Source organism: Vibrio iocasae (assembly GCF_042245395.1).
GTDB lineage: Bacteria > Pseudomonadota > Gammaproteobacteria > Enterobacterales > Vibrionaceae > Vibrio > Vibrio iocasae.
The window spans coordinates 1,616,297-1,631,727 of sequence record NZ_CP145310.1 but is presented as its reverse complement, the minus strand read 5'-3'; the positions used below and the strand labels follow the sequence as shown (position 1 = coordinate 1,631,727).

Here is a 15,431-nt window from a genome sequence, read left to right as displayed (position 1 = left end):
GCAAGAACACAGGAAAATAACATGCAAGCTGAAGTAAAGTGGGTCGAAGATTTTAAGTTTCTAGGTCAGTCGCAGTCTGGCCATTCCGTTGTCATGGATGGAAATAGCGGAGCAACAGCTCCAAGCCCGATGGAAATGGTATTGATGGCGGCTGGTGGTTGTAGCTCAGTGGATGTTGTTGATGGTTTAAAAACAGCAAATCAGAAAGTGACAGCTTGTGTTGCGAAGCTAACGACGGAGCGTCGCGATACTGCACCTCGTATTTTCACCAGCGTGAACATCCACTTTGACGTTTCAGGTGAAGATCTGGATGAAGCGATTGTTGCCAAGGTCGCAGCAGATTCTCTGGAAAAATATTGCTCTGTTTGCCTGATGTTGGGTGAAGGTGTGGAGATGACACACTCGTGGAGTATTGTTGAGTAAGCCTGTTGTGAAGCGCCCTTATGGCGCTTCATTTACTTTCTCATTAGCACAACTCATTAAAGCCGATCCGGTGTAAACTTCTTATCCAATTCAATCAGGTACTTATGCAGAATCTCTGTAAAAGCTACAGTCAGCAAAGATGCTGGTCGCTGGGACGGGGTGAGAATGCCAATTGAAAGCAGAATAGAGGGCGCGAAAGGGCGGAAAGTGAGCTCGGGGCTAACCATCTTATATTCAAAATAACTGTCTGCGGTCATTGGATCGCAGATGGAGTAACATAAACCTTCCTCGACAAGTTTTAGTGCAGGTTGAAAATTCCTTAGCTCAAACCGCGCATTAAAGTCGGCACCGTGTTGTTCGAAAGCTTTTCGTGTAGCAAGTAGGTTAGGGTGCTCTTCCTGTAACGTCGCGAGTGGCTTTCCTGATAGGTCTTCTGGTGTTATGACTTTCTTTTGAGCAAGAGGATCATCTACTCTCATCGCGCAAACACAATGCATATCTAACGGAATGGTTGTAATCGCACTGTTGGGCGCAGGCAGCTCCGCTATGCCTAAATCGTATTGCTGAGATGCGATCCACTCCTCAATTACGGAAGATGCCCGCATCATGATTGACACTTTTACTTTGGGTTTGTCCTTGATAAAACCAGCAACCAGGTTTGGGATCAAAAACTGAGAAGATGCTGGCATACAGGCGATCCTTAATTGACCTTCTTGTAAGTTACTTAGCTCTTTCATGGTTCTCGATACGCGAACCAAACGTTCCAGAATAGCCTCGCTTTCTCCCAGTAAAAATGAAGCTTCGGGAGTCTTGGTTAACCGTCCTCTCTGGCGTACAAAGAGAGCAAGTCCTAACTCTTCTTCCAAACTTGTAATCATGGCGCTTACCGCAGGTTGTGTTCTGTGCAGCGCTCTTGCCGCTTCAGAAATCGACCCAGTTCTCATCACTTCCCGAAATGCTTGTAGTTGTCTAATGCTGAGGTTCATCCCATACCCATTTCAATGCGTTAATTAAGCCCATAAGAAAAATCTATGGAGTCATCATTTTATTTGCTTTGATTTTATAATTACGGTTTGTAACATATTTAACAATAAAATAACAGAAGGGCGTAACAACACGATGGACCGATTTGTAAGTCTGTTGCTTACCGGGCTGATTTGTCTGGTTGCTTTAGGACAGTTTATCCAGGTAATCACTCGCTATGTGCTTGAGATACCAGTGATGGGTTTGGACGAAACTCTGCTGTATCCAACGCTATGGCTCTACGTTCTGGGGGCAGCCAATGCATCCAGAGAGAACTCTCATATACGTGCCAATGTGCTGGATATTTTCCTGCATAAAGAGCAGCAGAAAACCATTCTGGCCATCATAGGTGAAACCCTTAGTTTGGTGATCGGTTCCTGGCTAACTTATTGGGCTTGGGATTTTACCAAGTACTCACTTCGCGTATGGAAAGAGAGCCCAACCCTTTATATTCCAACGTTTTATGTTGATATCGCTTTGCTTGTCGGACTGGTGCTAATGATGGTGTTTACCGCTATTCATCTGGTTAATCATGTTCGCAGCTTATTTACCCGTAACGCTTCTTAAGGACAAATCTACAATGGTTGAAATTGCTTTATTAGCCGTCGCCGTACTGGTGATACTGCTGACATTGGGTATCCCTTTACCATACTGTTTTGGCGGTGGATTAGCTGTGATGTACTTTGTAGGTGACGTCACGATGAAAGGAAACATGCTCTGGGGATTCCAGCAACTCGGCAACCCGGTACTTCTTGCTATCCCACTTTTTGTGCTGGCTGGAACCATCATGAGCGTGAGTGGTATCGCCGCCAGTCTGCTACGATTTGTTAACATTTTTGTTGGGCACTTACGTGGTGGCTTGGGTGTAGTTGCAACTGTTAGCTGTGCGTTAATCGGTGCAATCTCGGGCTCCGGTCTGACTGGGGTTGCTGCTATTGGACCGCTGTTGATACCAGAAATGGAAAAACAAGGATACCCAAAGGCGTATGCGACCGCGTTAATTGCTAACTCGTCACTGCTAGGTCTGCTTATTCCTCCAAGCGTTACCATGATTGTTTATGGCTGGGTAACCGATACGTCGATTCTGGCTTGTTTCTTGGCAACGCTTGGTCCTGGCCTGCTGATCATGACCAACTTCTCAATCGTAAATATCTGGCAGGCTCGTAAGTTTCCGCTGGTTTTAGAAGAGCCATTAAAAGGCACTGAGTTTGTTAGCGAAGCGACGAATCGAGGCTTGAAAGCAACGCCTGCGCTACTTATGCCTATCATCATTCTGGGTGGTATCTATGGTGGTGTTATGACTCCGACCGAAGCAGCGGCTGTTGCAGTTATTTATGCCATTCCCGTCGGTTTCCTTATCTATAAAGGTTTGGATCTAAAAACTTTCCTTGGTGCCAATAAGGAAGCGGCTACTTCAGTAGGTGCCATTATGCTGATGATTCTGTTCAGTATGATTCTTTCTCAGATGTTTGTTCTGGAAAGTGTTCCTCAGGCACTGGTTGAAGCTATTTTCTCTATTACTGATAACAAAGTTGTACTCCTGATATTGATTAACTTCCTGCTGTTTTTCGTTGGCATGGTGGTGAATGACGTAACCGCGATTATTTTGATTGCACCACTGTTGCTACCACTTATGCAGGCTATCGGAGTCAGCCCAATCCAGTTTGCAGCCATTATGGGTGTAAACACAGCAATGGGCGGTGTAACACCACCTTATGCTTCTATCCTCTATCTCGGTGCCCGAGTAGGTAATGTTGAAGTGACAAAAGTAATTAAACCAGCCTTGCTACTTATCGTAACTGGCTACCTACCGGTCGTGTTTTTAACTTCTTTTTGGTCGGATCTTTCATTGTTCCTACCAGCATTCTTTGGTTACTAAGCCGAAGTAACTGGCAATTGTATCGCCAAAACCAATTGCGAAGCGGCTGGATTGCTGCTGAAACTCGCAACAAAACATAAAGTAAGGAGAACCTTATGCAAGGTGTAACTTTTAAGAAATCAGTATTCGCAGCAATGATTGCAGGTGCTGTAGGACTGAGTGGGATTGCTCAGGCTAAGACACTAAAGATCAGTCATATTCGCCCTCAGGGAGCAATCATTGATAACGAGCTGAAAGCGTTCGCCTCAGACGTTGAAAAAGCAACTGATGGTGATGTAAAGATCAAAATCTTTGCTGCTAGTGCTTTAGGTGATTACACCACGGTTCAGGAGCGAATTTCTGTTGGTGCGGTAGATATGGCTGTGCAGCCTGCGGCAACTGCGGCTTCCCGTAAAATGCAGATCAGTGCGTTTCCATATGTCGCTGAAAACTGGACACAGGCTCGTAAGATCTATGGTCCTGGCGGTGCGATCTATAACGCAATGAAGGATTTGTATAGCAAGCAAGACATCACAATGCTGGCAGCCTACCCGGTTTACTTTGGTGGTGTTGCGTTAAACCGTGAAGCCGTTTCTCCGGGCAACCCAGAGATCACTAAAGGGATTAAAGTTCGAGTTCCAGGCATCAAGAGCTTCCAGTTGACCAGTGACGCGCTTGGCTACATTAGTTCTCCAATTCCTTTCTCTGAGGCGTTCACAGCGGTGCAAACCGGTGTTGTAGATGGTGTGATTGGTTCTGGTGCAGAAGGTTATTATGCTTCATTCCGAGATGTAACTAAAACCTATATTCCGGTGAATACCCACTTTGAAGTTTGGTACATGATTGTAAACAGCGAGACATTTGCCGACCTGGATGAAGAAGATCGTGTCGCTCTTCAGCAACAAGCCGTTGCATTTGAGAAAAAACGCTGGGGCAAAGCTGAATCAGATCAGGCTGACTATGAACAGAAACTGGCTGATTACGGAGCGAAAATCGTGAAGCTTTCTGATGATCAGTTATCAAATGTTGCGAAGAAAGTTCGTTCCGATGTTTGGCCTCAAATCCTGAGCGATGTTGGTGCTGACTGGGGGCAAGGAATCCTTGATCAAATAGAGCAGTAATACCGCTCTCACTTCTTTTTAACTCAATTGCGCTGCCAAGAGCAGATAGTACAGAGGTGCTGTCTGTCGGCTTGGCACGCGCAATTTTCAGAAAAATACTCAGGAGAGAAGATGTATCGGTTGGTAGGAACAGCTAAATCGAAAGATATCGATGTTGTGATTAATGGCAATCGTTATCAGGTACCTGAGGGTATTTCCGTATGGTCTGCTCTTGCGTTATTCGAACTAACCACTACTAGGTTAGCACCTGTAACTGGGGAGGCGCGTTCGGCTTATTGTGCCATGGGGGTTTGCTTCGAATGTCTTGTGGAGATTGATGGTATGCCAAATCAACGTGCTTGCAGTACGAAAGTGCAGAAGGGGATGAGGATCAACCGTCAGCAAATAACAGAGTCGACGGTGTGCGAGCAACCAGAGGGGCAATTAAAATGAGAAGTTACGATATCGCTATTATCGGTGCTGGCCCAGCCGGGATGCAAGCGGCTTATGTTGCAGCCTCGTATGGTGCGTCTGTCGTGGTGCTTCATGACAAGAGTTCTGTTGGCGGACAGATATACCGTAATGTCTCAGATAGTCCGCTATCCGACCCGAATATCCTTGGGAAAGATTACGTTAAAGGCCAGGCACTGGTAGAGCGTTTTCAGGAGTGCAGTGCAGAGGTTCTATTAGATGCGAGTGTCTGGCATGTCGGTGATAACGGAGAGGTCCTATACTCAGTCGACGGGCAAACTCATACATTACAAGCCAGAGAGGTCATTATTGCCACCGGAGCGATGGAGCGACCTTTCCCGGTTAAGGGCTGGCATCTTCCTGGGGTGATGTCTGCGGGTAGTGCTCAGGTGATGCTAAAAAGCGACGGACTTGTAAAAGAAGATGCAGTGTTCGCCGGGAGTGGTCCGCTTCTGTATGTCATCGTAGCCCAGTATTTAAGGTTGGGTGTAAAAGTGAAAGCCGTGGTGGATACCACGCCTAAACAGCATTTTATTCGTGCCGGTTTTAAGTTTTTTGATGCACTCTCTAAAGTTGATATGGCGTTTAAGGGCATTGGACTGCTTGATGAAATACGAAGATCTAAGGTGCCATTTTATCGGTATGCTGAGCAACTCACCGTATCTGGGAAAGAGAAAGTCGAGGGGATTTGCTTTACCCAAAGTGGCAAGAAGGTTGAGATACAGACAAAGCATGTTTTTCTTCATCAGGGGGTGATTCCAAACCTCAATTTAACCAGAGCGATAGGGCTGGAGCATATCTGGAATGAGCAACAGTTGTGCTGGCACCCTCAACTGGATAAGTGGGGAAACAGCTCGGTAGAAAATATCTCCGTGGCTGGAGACAGTAGTGCCATAGTTGGTGCTGATGGTGCGGAATACACAGGATCAAATTGTGCGCTTAACGTATTGTACCGATTAGGAAAAATCACCAAAGAGGTCAGAGATAATCAGGCTCGTGAAAACTTCTCGAAGCTTGAAAAATTAAATCGGTTTCGGAAATTTATCGATACGCTATATCGCCCTGTTGAAGAAAACAGAATACCGAAATATCAAAACGTTATTGTTTGTCGCTGCGAGGAGAGAACTGTAGCGGATTTAAAACAAGGCTTCTTATCCGGAGCAAAAGAGCCGAATGCACTAAAGGGCTTGACGCGGTGCGGTATGGGACCATGTCAGGGACGTCAGTGCGGGCACACGGTGAGTGAATTACTCGCAGCGTGGAGGAGAAAGCCTGTGTCAGAAGTCGGTTACTATCGACTGCGTTCACCTATGCGATTACTGACGTTGGAAGAATTTAGCCACTTCAACATTAAGGAGCCGAAATCTCTTCCCATCGCAGCCATGCAGCATCAAAGCAAGGAGGTGAGCCATGAAGAGTGATGTGATCATTATTGGCGGTGGCATTCAGGGCTGCTCGACGGCATACCATTTAGCTCGTCATGGCGTAAAGGTAGCAGTGCTTGAGAAAGATGGCGTTTCTCGTCATGCATCAGGAGTAAACGCCGGTGGAGTCAGGGTTTTGGGGCGTCATGAAGCTGAAATTAAGTTGAGCCTTGCCTCTATGGAGCGATGGCAGACTCTGGATGATGAGCTTGAAGCAGATACGGGGTTTCGAAAAACCTCGCTTATTAATATCGCGGCTGATGATGCTGACATGGAGACGTTAGCGAAGCGGGAAAATCAACTGCATAAGCTCGGTCATTTTCACGAAAAAATCATTGAACAGAAGGAGCTTAGAGAAAGGCTGCCTCATGTAAATCACCAGTGTGTCGGTGGTGTTGTATCTGAAAATGATGGTTACGCGATTCCCTATAAATCTACATTTGCTTTTCGTAACGCTGCCGAGAGACTTGGTGCAAGCTTTTATGAGGGTGAAGAGGTCAAAACAATTCGGCAGGTAGGCGATGCCTGGATCATCAATACAGACAACTTGCAGATAGATGCCGGGCATATCGTCAATTGTGCAGGTGCGTGGGCTGACAGAATAGCTGTGATGATGGGAGACAATGCACCAATGTCGTATAGCGCACCAATGCTGATGATCACCAGCAGAGTTCCCCATTTTGCCGGGCCCGTTGTTGGTGCGGTGAGCCGTCCTTTGTCTTTCAAGCAGTTTGAAAATGGAACGGTTCTCATTGGCGGAGGGGCGAAAGGGTTTGCTGACAGAGACGCGAATAAAACCCGACTGGATTATGCCAAACTCGCCATCGGCGCCAGAAATGCGATTGAATTTTTCCCCGTGATGAAGACGGCATCTATTAATAGAATGTGGGCGGGACTAGAAGCTTATATGCCTGACAACCTTCCTGTTGTGAGTAAAAGTATCCGAAGCCGCAACGCTTATCACGCCTTTGGTTTTTCTGCCCATGGATTTCAGATGGGACCGATTATAGGAAAGGTAATGAGCGACCTGATTACTCACGGAGAAAGTGAGTTTGATCTCACGGCTTTCCGTGTAGACAGATTTGAACGAAAAGTACTTTAATTAAAAGGAACAAAAACAGATGACAATTGAACGAATTGAGTCCACAGAACGAATGAGCAGAATCGTGAAGCACAACGGTACTGTGTACCTTTGTGGGCAAACAGCCGGCGATGCAGACTGGGATATCAAGGAACAGACAAGTCGTTGTCTTGAGAAAGTTGAGCAATTGCTGGAAAAAGCTGGAAGTGACAAAAACAAGATCTTGTCGGTCACCATTTATGTTCGGGATATGAAAGACTTCGCGGCTATGAACGAAGTCTGGGATGCTTGGGTAGCGGAAAGTGAAAAGCCAGCAAGAGCTTGCGTAGAAGCGAGAATGGCGAGAGACGTTATTCTGGTCGAAATGTCAGTGATAGCAGCACTATAAATACTGCTACTTAATGCCGCTCTTTTAACTGATACTGCTTAGGTGTCATGCCAAACTCTTTCTTAAACAGCCGGATAAAGTGAGAGATATTGTCATAGCCCACTTCATAAGCAGTGTCAGTCACAGAGAGCGAGTTCAGATACTTCTTTGACTTATGCAACTTTAGCTTTGTTATGTAATCTTTTGGACTGTGGTTAGTGACGACTTTGAACTTCTGACTAAAGTTTGAAAGCGACATATCCACTTCTTCTGCGACATCCGCAATTTTCAGGTTACTACCACTAACGCTGTTCATGATGCGTATCGCCTTGTTTATAGGGTGATTTTTATAGTGGTAGATAATATCGTGGCAGCCTTGCTTTTTAAGCAGCTCGTAGACCAACTCTTGCGACGTGATATCGATAAGAAAACGCATATTTGGGTCGTCTTCTCTTAGTATCTCTTGCATTCGATGGTGCAGAGACTCGATGCGGTTATCTACTCTATCAAGGGTAAAGTTGGAATAGTTCATCTCGTCAGGCAGGTCCATGTTCAGGTTGTCGGATACCTGTTGGCTTACGCTGCTTATTATCTGATCGCCAAATTCATATACGAGCGCTTTGGTGTACTCAGGCATCGACATATGGACATTGGCATTGGGTGGAAGAAGGATAAACTGATCTTTCTTGTATACAAACTTTTCAGACTGGTTAACGCTGACTTCTTTGGTTCCCTCTAAAATGGTGCAAAGACGAGGCGCATCATAAGAATGGTACTCATCGTTAAAATGCTTCGGTAGATCGTAGTAGAGCAAATTGATGCTATCTGTAGAAAGCGCATATTCGCGTTCAGCCACTCGGCTAAAATCTCTAATCTCGTGCATTTGTTCTTATTACTCTAAAGGGGTAGTCAGGGCGATGTTAGTGAAATATCAATAATAAATCTATGGGGTAAGGTGCAGATTGGGAGCTGTGATATAGCCAAACGTTTTCGTTTTATCTATAGGTGCGAAATCCAAAAACAAAAAAGCTACCGGACTAATCCGGTAGCCTTTTAAAACCAACTGACAGTTGGATTACATTGCTGCGTCAAGGATAGCAACGATCTCTTCGTGAGTAGCTTGTTTAGGGTTAGTTAGACCACAAGCATCTTTCAGAGCGTTTTCAGCCAGAGTATCAAAGTCGTCTTTGCGAACGCCAAGGCCTTCAAGACCTGCTGGAATATTAATATCTTTTGATAGCTGACGAATTGCATCAAGACCAGCCTGAGCAGCTTCTGGAGCTTCCATACCTGCAATATCAACACCCATTGCTTTAGCAACGTCAGCCAGACGCTCTGGTGCAACCTGTGCGTTGTACTGTTGTACATGTGGAAGAAGGATTGCGTTACATACACCGTGTGGCAGGTCGTAGAAACCACCAAGCTGGTGAGCAATCGCGTGTACATAACCTAGAGATGCGTTGTTGAACGCCATACCCGCCATGAACTGAGCGTAAGCCATGTTGTCACGTGCAGTCAGGTCATCACCGTTTTCTACTGCTGTGCGTAGGTTTGCCTGAATCATCTCGATAGCCTTGATTGCTGCAGAGTCAGTTACAGGTGTTGCTGCAATTGAAACGTAAGCTTCGATAGCGTGAGTTAGTGCGTCCATACCTGTTGCAGCAGTTAGGCCAGCAGGCTTAAGAAGCATTAGCTCTGGATCGTTAACAGAGATGATTGGTGTTACGTGCTTGTCAACGATAGCCATCTTAATGTGACGGGCTTCATCTGTGATGATGCAGAATCGAGTCATTTCAGATGCAGTACCTGCTGTTGTGTTGATAGCAACGAGTGGTAGCTGAGGTTTCGCTGACTGATCAACACCTTCGTAGTCCTTGATTTCACCACCGTTAGTTGCAAGAAGTGCGATACCTTTTGCACAGTCGTGTGGAGAACCGCCACCCAGTGAAATTACACAGTCACACTCTGCTTCTTTAAGCATTGCAAGACCGTCGTTTACGTTGTCGATAGTTGGGTTTGGCTTAGTTTCTGCGAATACTGCAGATTCAACACCTGCTTCACTCAGAAGGCCAACAACCTTACCAACAATACCGATCTCTTCCAGTACTTTGTCAGTAACGATTAGGGCTTTTTTATAGCCAAGAGATTTCACATTGTTTACGGCTTCTTCAAGACAACCAGCACCCATAAGGTTCAGAGAAGGGATGTAAAATGCAGTAGACATATATTGCTCCAATAAAGTTTTAATTTAAATATTTAAGAAATTTCAAGATGTTACTCTGAAATTAACATCTTGAAGTCACTTACCTATTTGATGGCGATGAGATTATCAATAGAGCTTTAACGCAACTAGTTCGTTTTTTAAAAAAATAGCCGGATTTTTAGAAGGGTTTATTTATATAAATAATTTCAATGAGTTAAATTAAATCAGGTGTAAGGCTATAAACAGATTCTGTGAACGAAAACGTATAACTCATTGGTTAGACAGGGATGATGAGCGAAGAAAAGTGAGTTGAAGCACGATAAATAAGAAATAAGGGCCTATGCAGGCCCATGAACAAATGAGTAAAGATTGAGAATTAGCTTTCAAAAGACAGCTTATCACCAAATGCTTCCTTCCAGTCAGTATCAAACTGCTCTACTGCTGGTTTAACAGAAGGGTGTGCAAACATGGCAGCGGCAACATCCACCGGAAGCGTAATAGCTTCGATTCCCAGTTTCATTACTTCCATTACTTGTTGAGTATTTTTGAAGCTCGCAGCAAGGATCTTGGCCTGAAGTTGGTTCTGGTCCAGAAGTAGTTGAAGATCAGCAACGACCTCCACGCCATTACCGTTGATAGCATCAATGCGGTTTACATACGGAGCAAGGTAATCTGCTCCGCACAGCGCAGCCAGAAAGCCTTGTTGTGCTGAGTAAATAGCTGTAGCCAGAACCTGAATGCCTTCGTCTTTCATCAATTTTATGGCCGCCAGTCCCGTTTCTGTCGCAGGCACTTTTACTACCATGTCGTAAGGCAGTTCATTGAGTTGACGAGCTTCTTCTACCATACCTTCCACAGATGTACTTACTACCTGAGCATGGAATCTTGGATTACCGCCGAGTGCATCCTGCATTGCGGTTAGTGTTTCGTTCAATCCTTTACCAGATTTAGCAAGAATAGTTGGGTTAGTTGTAATCCCTTTAAGTGGCAAGCAGTGGCTGAAACGTGCTGTTTGCTCTACGTCAGCTGTATCCAGGTACAGTTCAATCATCTTATTACCTTTTATTTGAAAACAGTTTTGCTTTGTTGATGGTTACTATAAAACCGACAACTTCATCTGATATTGATTTTGATCAATTTAAATTTCATTTGAAAGTATAATAATTTCATTTAACGAAAGTTGAGTCGAAAGACGAAACTTATAAATGAAATAGGTAATGAGTATGTACTTCAATATTCAAAGGTTCTCAACGCACGATGGTGATGGTATTCGAACGATACTGTTCCTCAAAGGCTGTAGCTTGGCTTGCCCATGGTGTCAGAACCCTGAGAGTCGCAGTGAGAAACGTTCTTTGTTGTTTGACGAGCGTAGCTGCATGGCGGAGTGCAACCTCTGCGCCAATGTCTGTGAAGGTATTGAACGTACAAACGGGGCAATCACAATCAACCGCAAAGCGATTACCGATGAACAGTTGATTGCACTTGAAAGTGTTTGTCCTACTCAGGCGCTGACAGTGTGCGGTCAGGAAGCTCAGGTTGATACGCTTTTTGATACCTTGATGAAAGATAAGCCTTTCTACGATCAGAGTAATGGCGGAGTGACTTTTTCTGGTGGTGAACCACTGATGCAACCGCAACTGGTAAAAGAGGTTGCAATCCGGTTGCAAGAGAGTGGTGTGCCTACTGCCATCGAGTCATGCATGCATGTCCCCTGGAAAAACATCGAAGCCGCAGCACCTTATATCGATTGCTGGCTGGCGGATCTGAAACATAGAAATGAAGAAAAATTCCTGAGTTGGGCGAAAGGATCGGCAAAGCGCATTAAAGAGAACTTTCGCAAGCTAGATTCTGTTGCCAAACGTATCGTTATTCGTGTTCCTGTTGTTCCGGGATTTAACGATACAGACGAAGAGATTAAAGAGATTATTGATTTTGCTGCTTCACTTGAAAGCTGTAAAGAACTTCACCTATTGCCTTACCACACCTTAGGCATCAACAAATACCGCTTACTCGATATGCCATATGAGTGTTCAGACCAACCTCTGAAGAACCCAGAGCTGCTTGAGCGGGCAAAAGAATACGCAAACACCAACACACAATTAAACGTGACTGTAAGAGGCTAATCATGGATTTAAACTACCTTCCAGAACGCATTAGAGCGCATAAATCAGAGCTGGTAAATATTGTTACTCCGCCTGTCTGTACTGAACGCGCAGAAGCCTATACTCGTGCGTACAAAGCCAATGAAGATAAACCAGTAATTGTACAAAGAGCCCTTGCACTGAAGGAACACCTGGAAACACGTACTATCTGGATCAAGCATGATGAGTTGATAGTGGGTAACCAGGCAAGCAAAGTACGTGCAGCACCGATTTTCCCTGAGTATACCGTGCGTTGGATAGAGGCTGAGATTGATGAGCTGGCAGACCGCCCGGGCGCAGGTTTTGATGTTACGGAAGAAGACAAAGATATCATCCACAAGTTAACGCCATACTGGCGTGGCAAGACTGTGCAGGATCGTTGCTATGGCTTGTTTACCGATGAACAACAGGAAATTCTCGCGACTACCATCATTAAAGCAGAAGGCAACATGACTTCTGGTGACGCGCATCTTGCGGTAGATAACGACAAGATCCTGGCTCTGGGTTTGGAAGGTTTGATCAAAGAAATGCGCCAATATCGTGCAGACAATGATGTCGCGACCTTTGAAGGCTTGAAAAAAGAGCAATTCTATAAAGCAACGGATATTGTGCTGGTTGCTATTCAGGACCACATCATAAGCTATGCTGCTCTTGCGAGTGAGATGGCTACGAAAGAGAGCCGTAAAGAGCGCAAAGCCGAGTTAGAGGCCATCGCAGAAAACTGTCGCCATATTGCATTCCATGCGCCAGAAAACTTCTGGCAGGCACTACAGCTGAGTTACTTTGTCCAGCTTATGCTGCAAATTGAGTCTAACGGCCACTCGGTTTCGTTTGGTCGTATGGATCAGTTCCTGAATGAGTTTTATGTAAGAGACATAGAAAATGCAGTAATTAAAAAAGCGTTTGCTTTGGAGCTCCTTCAGAGCTGTTGGTTGAAACTACTGGAAGTCAATAAGATCCGTTCCGGTGCTCATTCAAAAGCATCAGCAGGTTCCCCGCTATACCAGAACGTTTGTATTGGCGGTCAGAAACTCAATGAAAATGGTGATGCCGAAGATGCGGTTAACCCACTTTCATGGGCAATTTTAGAATCTTGTGGTCAGCTACGTTCTACTCAGCCGAACTTGAGTGTTCGTTACCACGAATGTTTGAACCAGGACTTCCTGATGGGGTGTATCGATGTCATTAAATGTGGCTTCGGTATGCCAGCGTTTAACAACGACGAAATTGTCATCCCTGAATTTATTAAGTTAGGTGTCGAGAAAGAAGATGCATATAACTACGCTTCTATCGGCTGTATTGAAACGGCAGTACCGGGCAAATGGGGCTACCGCTGCACTGGTATGAGTTTTATTAACTTTGCACGGGTTTTACTTGCGGCCCTTAACAAAGGTGAAGATGCTACTTCCGGCAAAACTTTCCTTCCACATGAAAAATCGTTGGCAGAAGGTAGCTTCGCGAACTTTGATGAAGTGATGGCTTCATGGGAGCAGCAGGTTCGTTATTACGCTCGTAAATCGATTGAGATAGATACGGTCGTTGATACGGTTCTTGAACAACAAGCACACGATATCTTCTGTTCTTCGCTGGTTGATAACTGTCTGGAGCGCGGTAAAACGGTTAAGGAAGGTGGTGCTAAGTACGACTGGGTTTCTGGTCTTCAGGTAGGCATTGCTAATCTTGGTAACAGCCTGGCTGCTATCAAACACATGGTGTTTGATGACGCTCAGATCTCTCAACCAGAACTAGCAAAAGCACTGCAGGATAACTTTGAGTCTTCAGAGCAGGAACTGCTTCGTCAGCGCATTCTTAACTTCGCGCCTAAGTACGGCAACGATGATGAGTCGGTGGATAACCTGCTGGCGCAGGCTTATCAATTTTATATCGATGAAATTGAAAACTTTGTGAATACTCGTCATGGTCGTGGTCCGATTGGTGGTGGGTACTATGCTGGCACATCCAGTATTTCTGCAAACGTACCATTTGGTTCATCCACAATGGCAACTCCGGATGGTCGTAAGGCGACAACACCATTGGCAGAAGGTGCCAGCCCATCTTCAGGCTCTGACCGTTTAGGTCCAACCGCGGTTTACAACTCAGTTGCTAAGATTCAGGCGAACAAAATTCTGGGTGGCGTATTGCTCAATCAGAAGTTGAGCCCTGCAGCCGTGGCATCAGAAGGGGATATGCTGAAGTTATCAATGCTTATTCGTACCTTCTTTAACCACCATAAAGGTTGGCATGTTCAGTACAACATTGTTTCACGAGATACCTTGTTAGCTGCAAAAGAAAATCCAGAGCAGTATCGTGATCTGGTTGTTCGTGTGGCGGGTTACTCGGCCTTCTTTACCGCACTGTCACCGGATGCGCAGGATGACATCATTGCACGTACTGAGCACGAACTGTAAAAAGCAGCGGAACTTAGGTTTCACATTTCATTTAAGTTTCACATGAAAGTCAAAGAGGTTACAATAGTAGCCTCTTTTCTATTTTGGGAATCAAACCGTGAACTCAAGACAAAACGAAATCCTGCAGCTGGTGAATGAGCATAAGCGTGTTCAGGTAACGGAATTAGTGGAAACTGTAGGTGTGTCTGGCGTGACAATCCGACAAGACCTCAACTTTCTTGAGCAGCAGGGGTATTTGAAGCGAGTTCATGGCGCGGCAGTGGCGTTGCAGAGTGATGATATTGATTCTCGTCTTGAAGTTCGTTTTGATGTAAAACAGGCGCTGGCAACGAAAGCTGCGGATCTGGTTGCCGCGAATGAAACGGTACTCATTGAAGGGGGAAGTGCCAACGCTTTATTGGCAAGAACGTTAGCCGATCGTGGTGACGTCACCATTATTACTCCTTCTGCTTATATCGCTCATCTGATACGAAATTCCTCAGCGAATATCATTCTTCTTGGTGGTGTGTATCAGCATCAGGGAGAGAGTTTGGTTGGTCCTTTAACTAAGCTTTGTATTGAGAATATTCATTTCAGCACTGCGTTTTTAGGCATTGATGGTTACCAGCAGGATACCGGGTTTACCAGTCGGGATATGATGAGAGCAGAAATCGCAGATACTATCATTGCAAAGAAACGTAGAAATATTGTACTGACCGACTCCAGTAAGTTTGGACAGATCTACCCTTCTAGCATTGGTGATGTTGGTGAGATATCCGTTCTGCTGACGGATGAGTCTGCTCCGAAAGCGGATATTGAACACCTCAAGAACCAGGGGGTAGAGGTGATTCTGGGGTAGCATCACAGGATTTAGACCTGGTTTCTAAACTTGATCTAAACCTTTTGCTCGTTGCTCTGTATAAACTAGTACTATCAAACCGTTCTTTGAATCT

The 15,431-nt window shown here is 45.2% G+C and carries 15 protein-coding genes; 11 read left to right on the top strand and 4 right to left on the bottom strand.

Features of this window, described 5'->3' with window-relative positions:
* Window positions 1-21: 21 nt before the first annotated feature.
* A complete protein-coding gene (locus tag SNR28_RS07295) occupies window positions 22-423 on the top strand; it encodes an OsmC family protein (RefSeq protein WP_375748552.1) in 402 nt (133 codons plus the stop codon).
* Between the two features lie 56 nt (window positions 424-479).
* Here the strand turns inward: SNR28_RS07295 and SNR28_RS07290 are convergent, their stop codons facing one another.
* A complete protein-coding gene (locus SNR28_RS07290) occupies window positions 480-1,409 on the bottom strand; it encodes a LysR substrate-binding domain-containing protein (RefSeq protein WP_375748551.1) in 930 nt (309 codons plus the stop codon).
* A 133-nt stretch (window positions 1,410-1,542) separates the two neighbouring features.
* Here SNR28_RS07290 and SNR28_RS07285 point away from each other — a divergent pair, with 133 nt between their 5' ends.
* The 7 genes from SNR28_RS07285 (at window position 1,543) to SNR28_RS07255 (ending at window position 7,768) form a co-directional block, all read left to right on the top strand.
* A complete protein-coding gene (locus tag SNR28_RS07285) occupies window positions 1,543-2,013 on the top strand; it encodes a TRAP transporter small permease (protein ID WP_375748550.1) in 471 nt (156 codons plus the stop codon).
* A 13-nt stretch (window positions 2,014-2,026) separates the two neighbouring features.
* On the top strand, window positions 2,027-3,325 hold the full coding sequence (locus tag SNR28_RS07280) for a TRAP transporter large permease (RefSeq protein WP_375748549.1): 1,299 nt from the start codon (window positions 2,027-2,029) through the stop codon (window positions 3,323-3,325).
* A 95-nt stretch (window positions 3,326-3,420) separates the two neighbouring features.
* Complete coding sequence (gene dctP, locus SNR28_RS07275; protein WP_375748548.1) at window positions 3,421-4,425, top strand: TRAP transporter substrate-binding protein DctP; 1,005 nt, start codon at window positions 3,421-3,423, stop codon at window positions 4,423-4,425.
* A 111-nt stretch (window positions 4,426-4,536) separates the two neighbouring features.
* Window positions 4,537-4,857: a (2Fe-2S)-binding protein gene (locus SNR28_RS07270; RefSeq protein WP_375748547.1), complete on the top strand. Its 321-nt coding sequence runs from the start codon at window positions 4,537-4,539 to the stop codon at window positions 4,855-4,857.
* Complete coding sequence (locus SNR28_RS07265; protein ID WP_375748546.1) at window positions 4,854-6,296, top strand: FAD-dependent oxidoreductase; 1,443 nt, start codon at window positions 4,854-4,856, stop codon at window positions 6,294-6,296. Before SNR28_RS07270 ends, SNR28_RS07265 begins: the two co-directional genes overlap by 4 nt.
* The gene (locus SNR28_RS07260; RefSeq protein WP_375748545.1) at window positions 6,286-7,401 is read left to right on the top strand and encodes an NAD(P)/FAD-dependent oxidoreductase; all 1,116 of its coding nucleotides are present in this window, start codon (window positions 6,286-6,288) and stop codon (window positions 7,399-7,401) included. Before SNR28_RS07265 ends, SNR28_RS07260 begins: the two co-directional genes overlap by 11 nt.
* 19 nt (window positions 7,402-7,420) lie before the next feature.
* The gene (locus tag SNR28_RS07255) at window positions 7,421-7,768 is read left to right on the top strand and encodes a RidA family protein (RefSeq protein ID WP_375748544.1); all 348 of its coding nucleotides are present in this window, start codon (window positions 7,421-7,423) and stop codon (window positions 7,766-7,768) included.
* A 10-nt stretch (window positions 7,769-7,778) separates the two neighbouring features.
* Here the strand turns inward: SNR28_RS07255 and SNR28_RS07250 are convergent, their stop codons facing one another.
* The 3 genes from SNR28_RS07250 to SNR28_RS07240 all read right to left on the bottom strand — a co-directional run bounded on the left by SNR28_RS07250 (window position 7,779) and on the right by SNR28_RS07240 (window position 11,001).
* A complete protein-coding gene (locus SNR28_RS07250) occupies window positions 7,779-8,630 on the bottom strand; it encodes a helix-turn-helix transcriptional regulator (protein WP_375748543.1) in 852 nt (283 codons plus the stop codon).
* Between the two features lie 192 nt (window positions 8,631-8,822).
* A complete protein-coding gene (yiaY, locus tag SNR28_RS07245; RefSeq protein WP_375748542.1) occupies window positions 8,823-9,971 on the bottom strand; it encodes an L-threonine dehydrogenase in 1,149 nt (382 codons plus the stop codon).
* Window positions 9,972-10,326: 355 nt separating this feature from the next.
* Window positions 10,327-11,001, bottom strand: coding sequence for a fructose-6-phosphate aldolase (locus SNR28_RS07240; RefSeq protein ID WP_375748541.1), 675 nt, complete (start codon window positions 10,999-11,001; stop codon window positions 10,327-10,329).
* A 172-nt stretch (window positions 11,002-11,173) separates the two neighbouring features.
* Here SNR28_RS07240 and SNR28_RS07235 point away from each other — a divergent pair, with 172 nt between their 5' ends.
* From SNR28_RS07235 to SNR28_RS07225, 3 genes are all read left to right on the top strand, one after another.
* Window positions 11,174-12,073, top strand: coding sequence for a glycyl-radical enzyme activating protein (locus SNR28_RS07235; protein WP_375748540.1), 900 nt, complete (start codon window positions 11,174-11,176; stop codon window positions 12,071-12,073).
* Between the two features lie 2 nt (window positions 12,074-12,075).
* Window positions 12,076-14,499 carry a formate C-acetyltransferase/glycerol dehydratase family glycyl radical enzyme gene (locus tag SNR28_RS07230; protein ID WP_375748539.1) on the top strand — a complete coding sequence of 808 codons (2,424 nt, stop codon included), beginning with the start codon at window positions 12,076-12,078 and terminating at the stop codon, window positions 14,497-14,499.
* Between the two features lie 97 nt (window positions 14,500-14,596).
* Window positions 14,597-15,337 (top strand): DNA-binding transcriptional regulator YciT, encoded by a 741-nt coding sequence (locus SNR28_RS07225; protein ID WP_375748538.1) that lies wholly within the window; start codon window positions 14,597-14,599, stop codon window positions 15,335-15,337.
* Window positions 15,338-15,431: the final 94 nt, after the last annotated feature.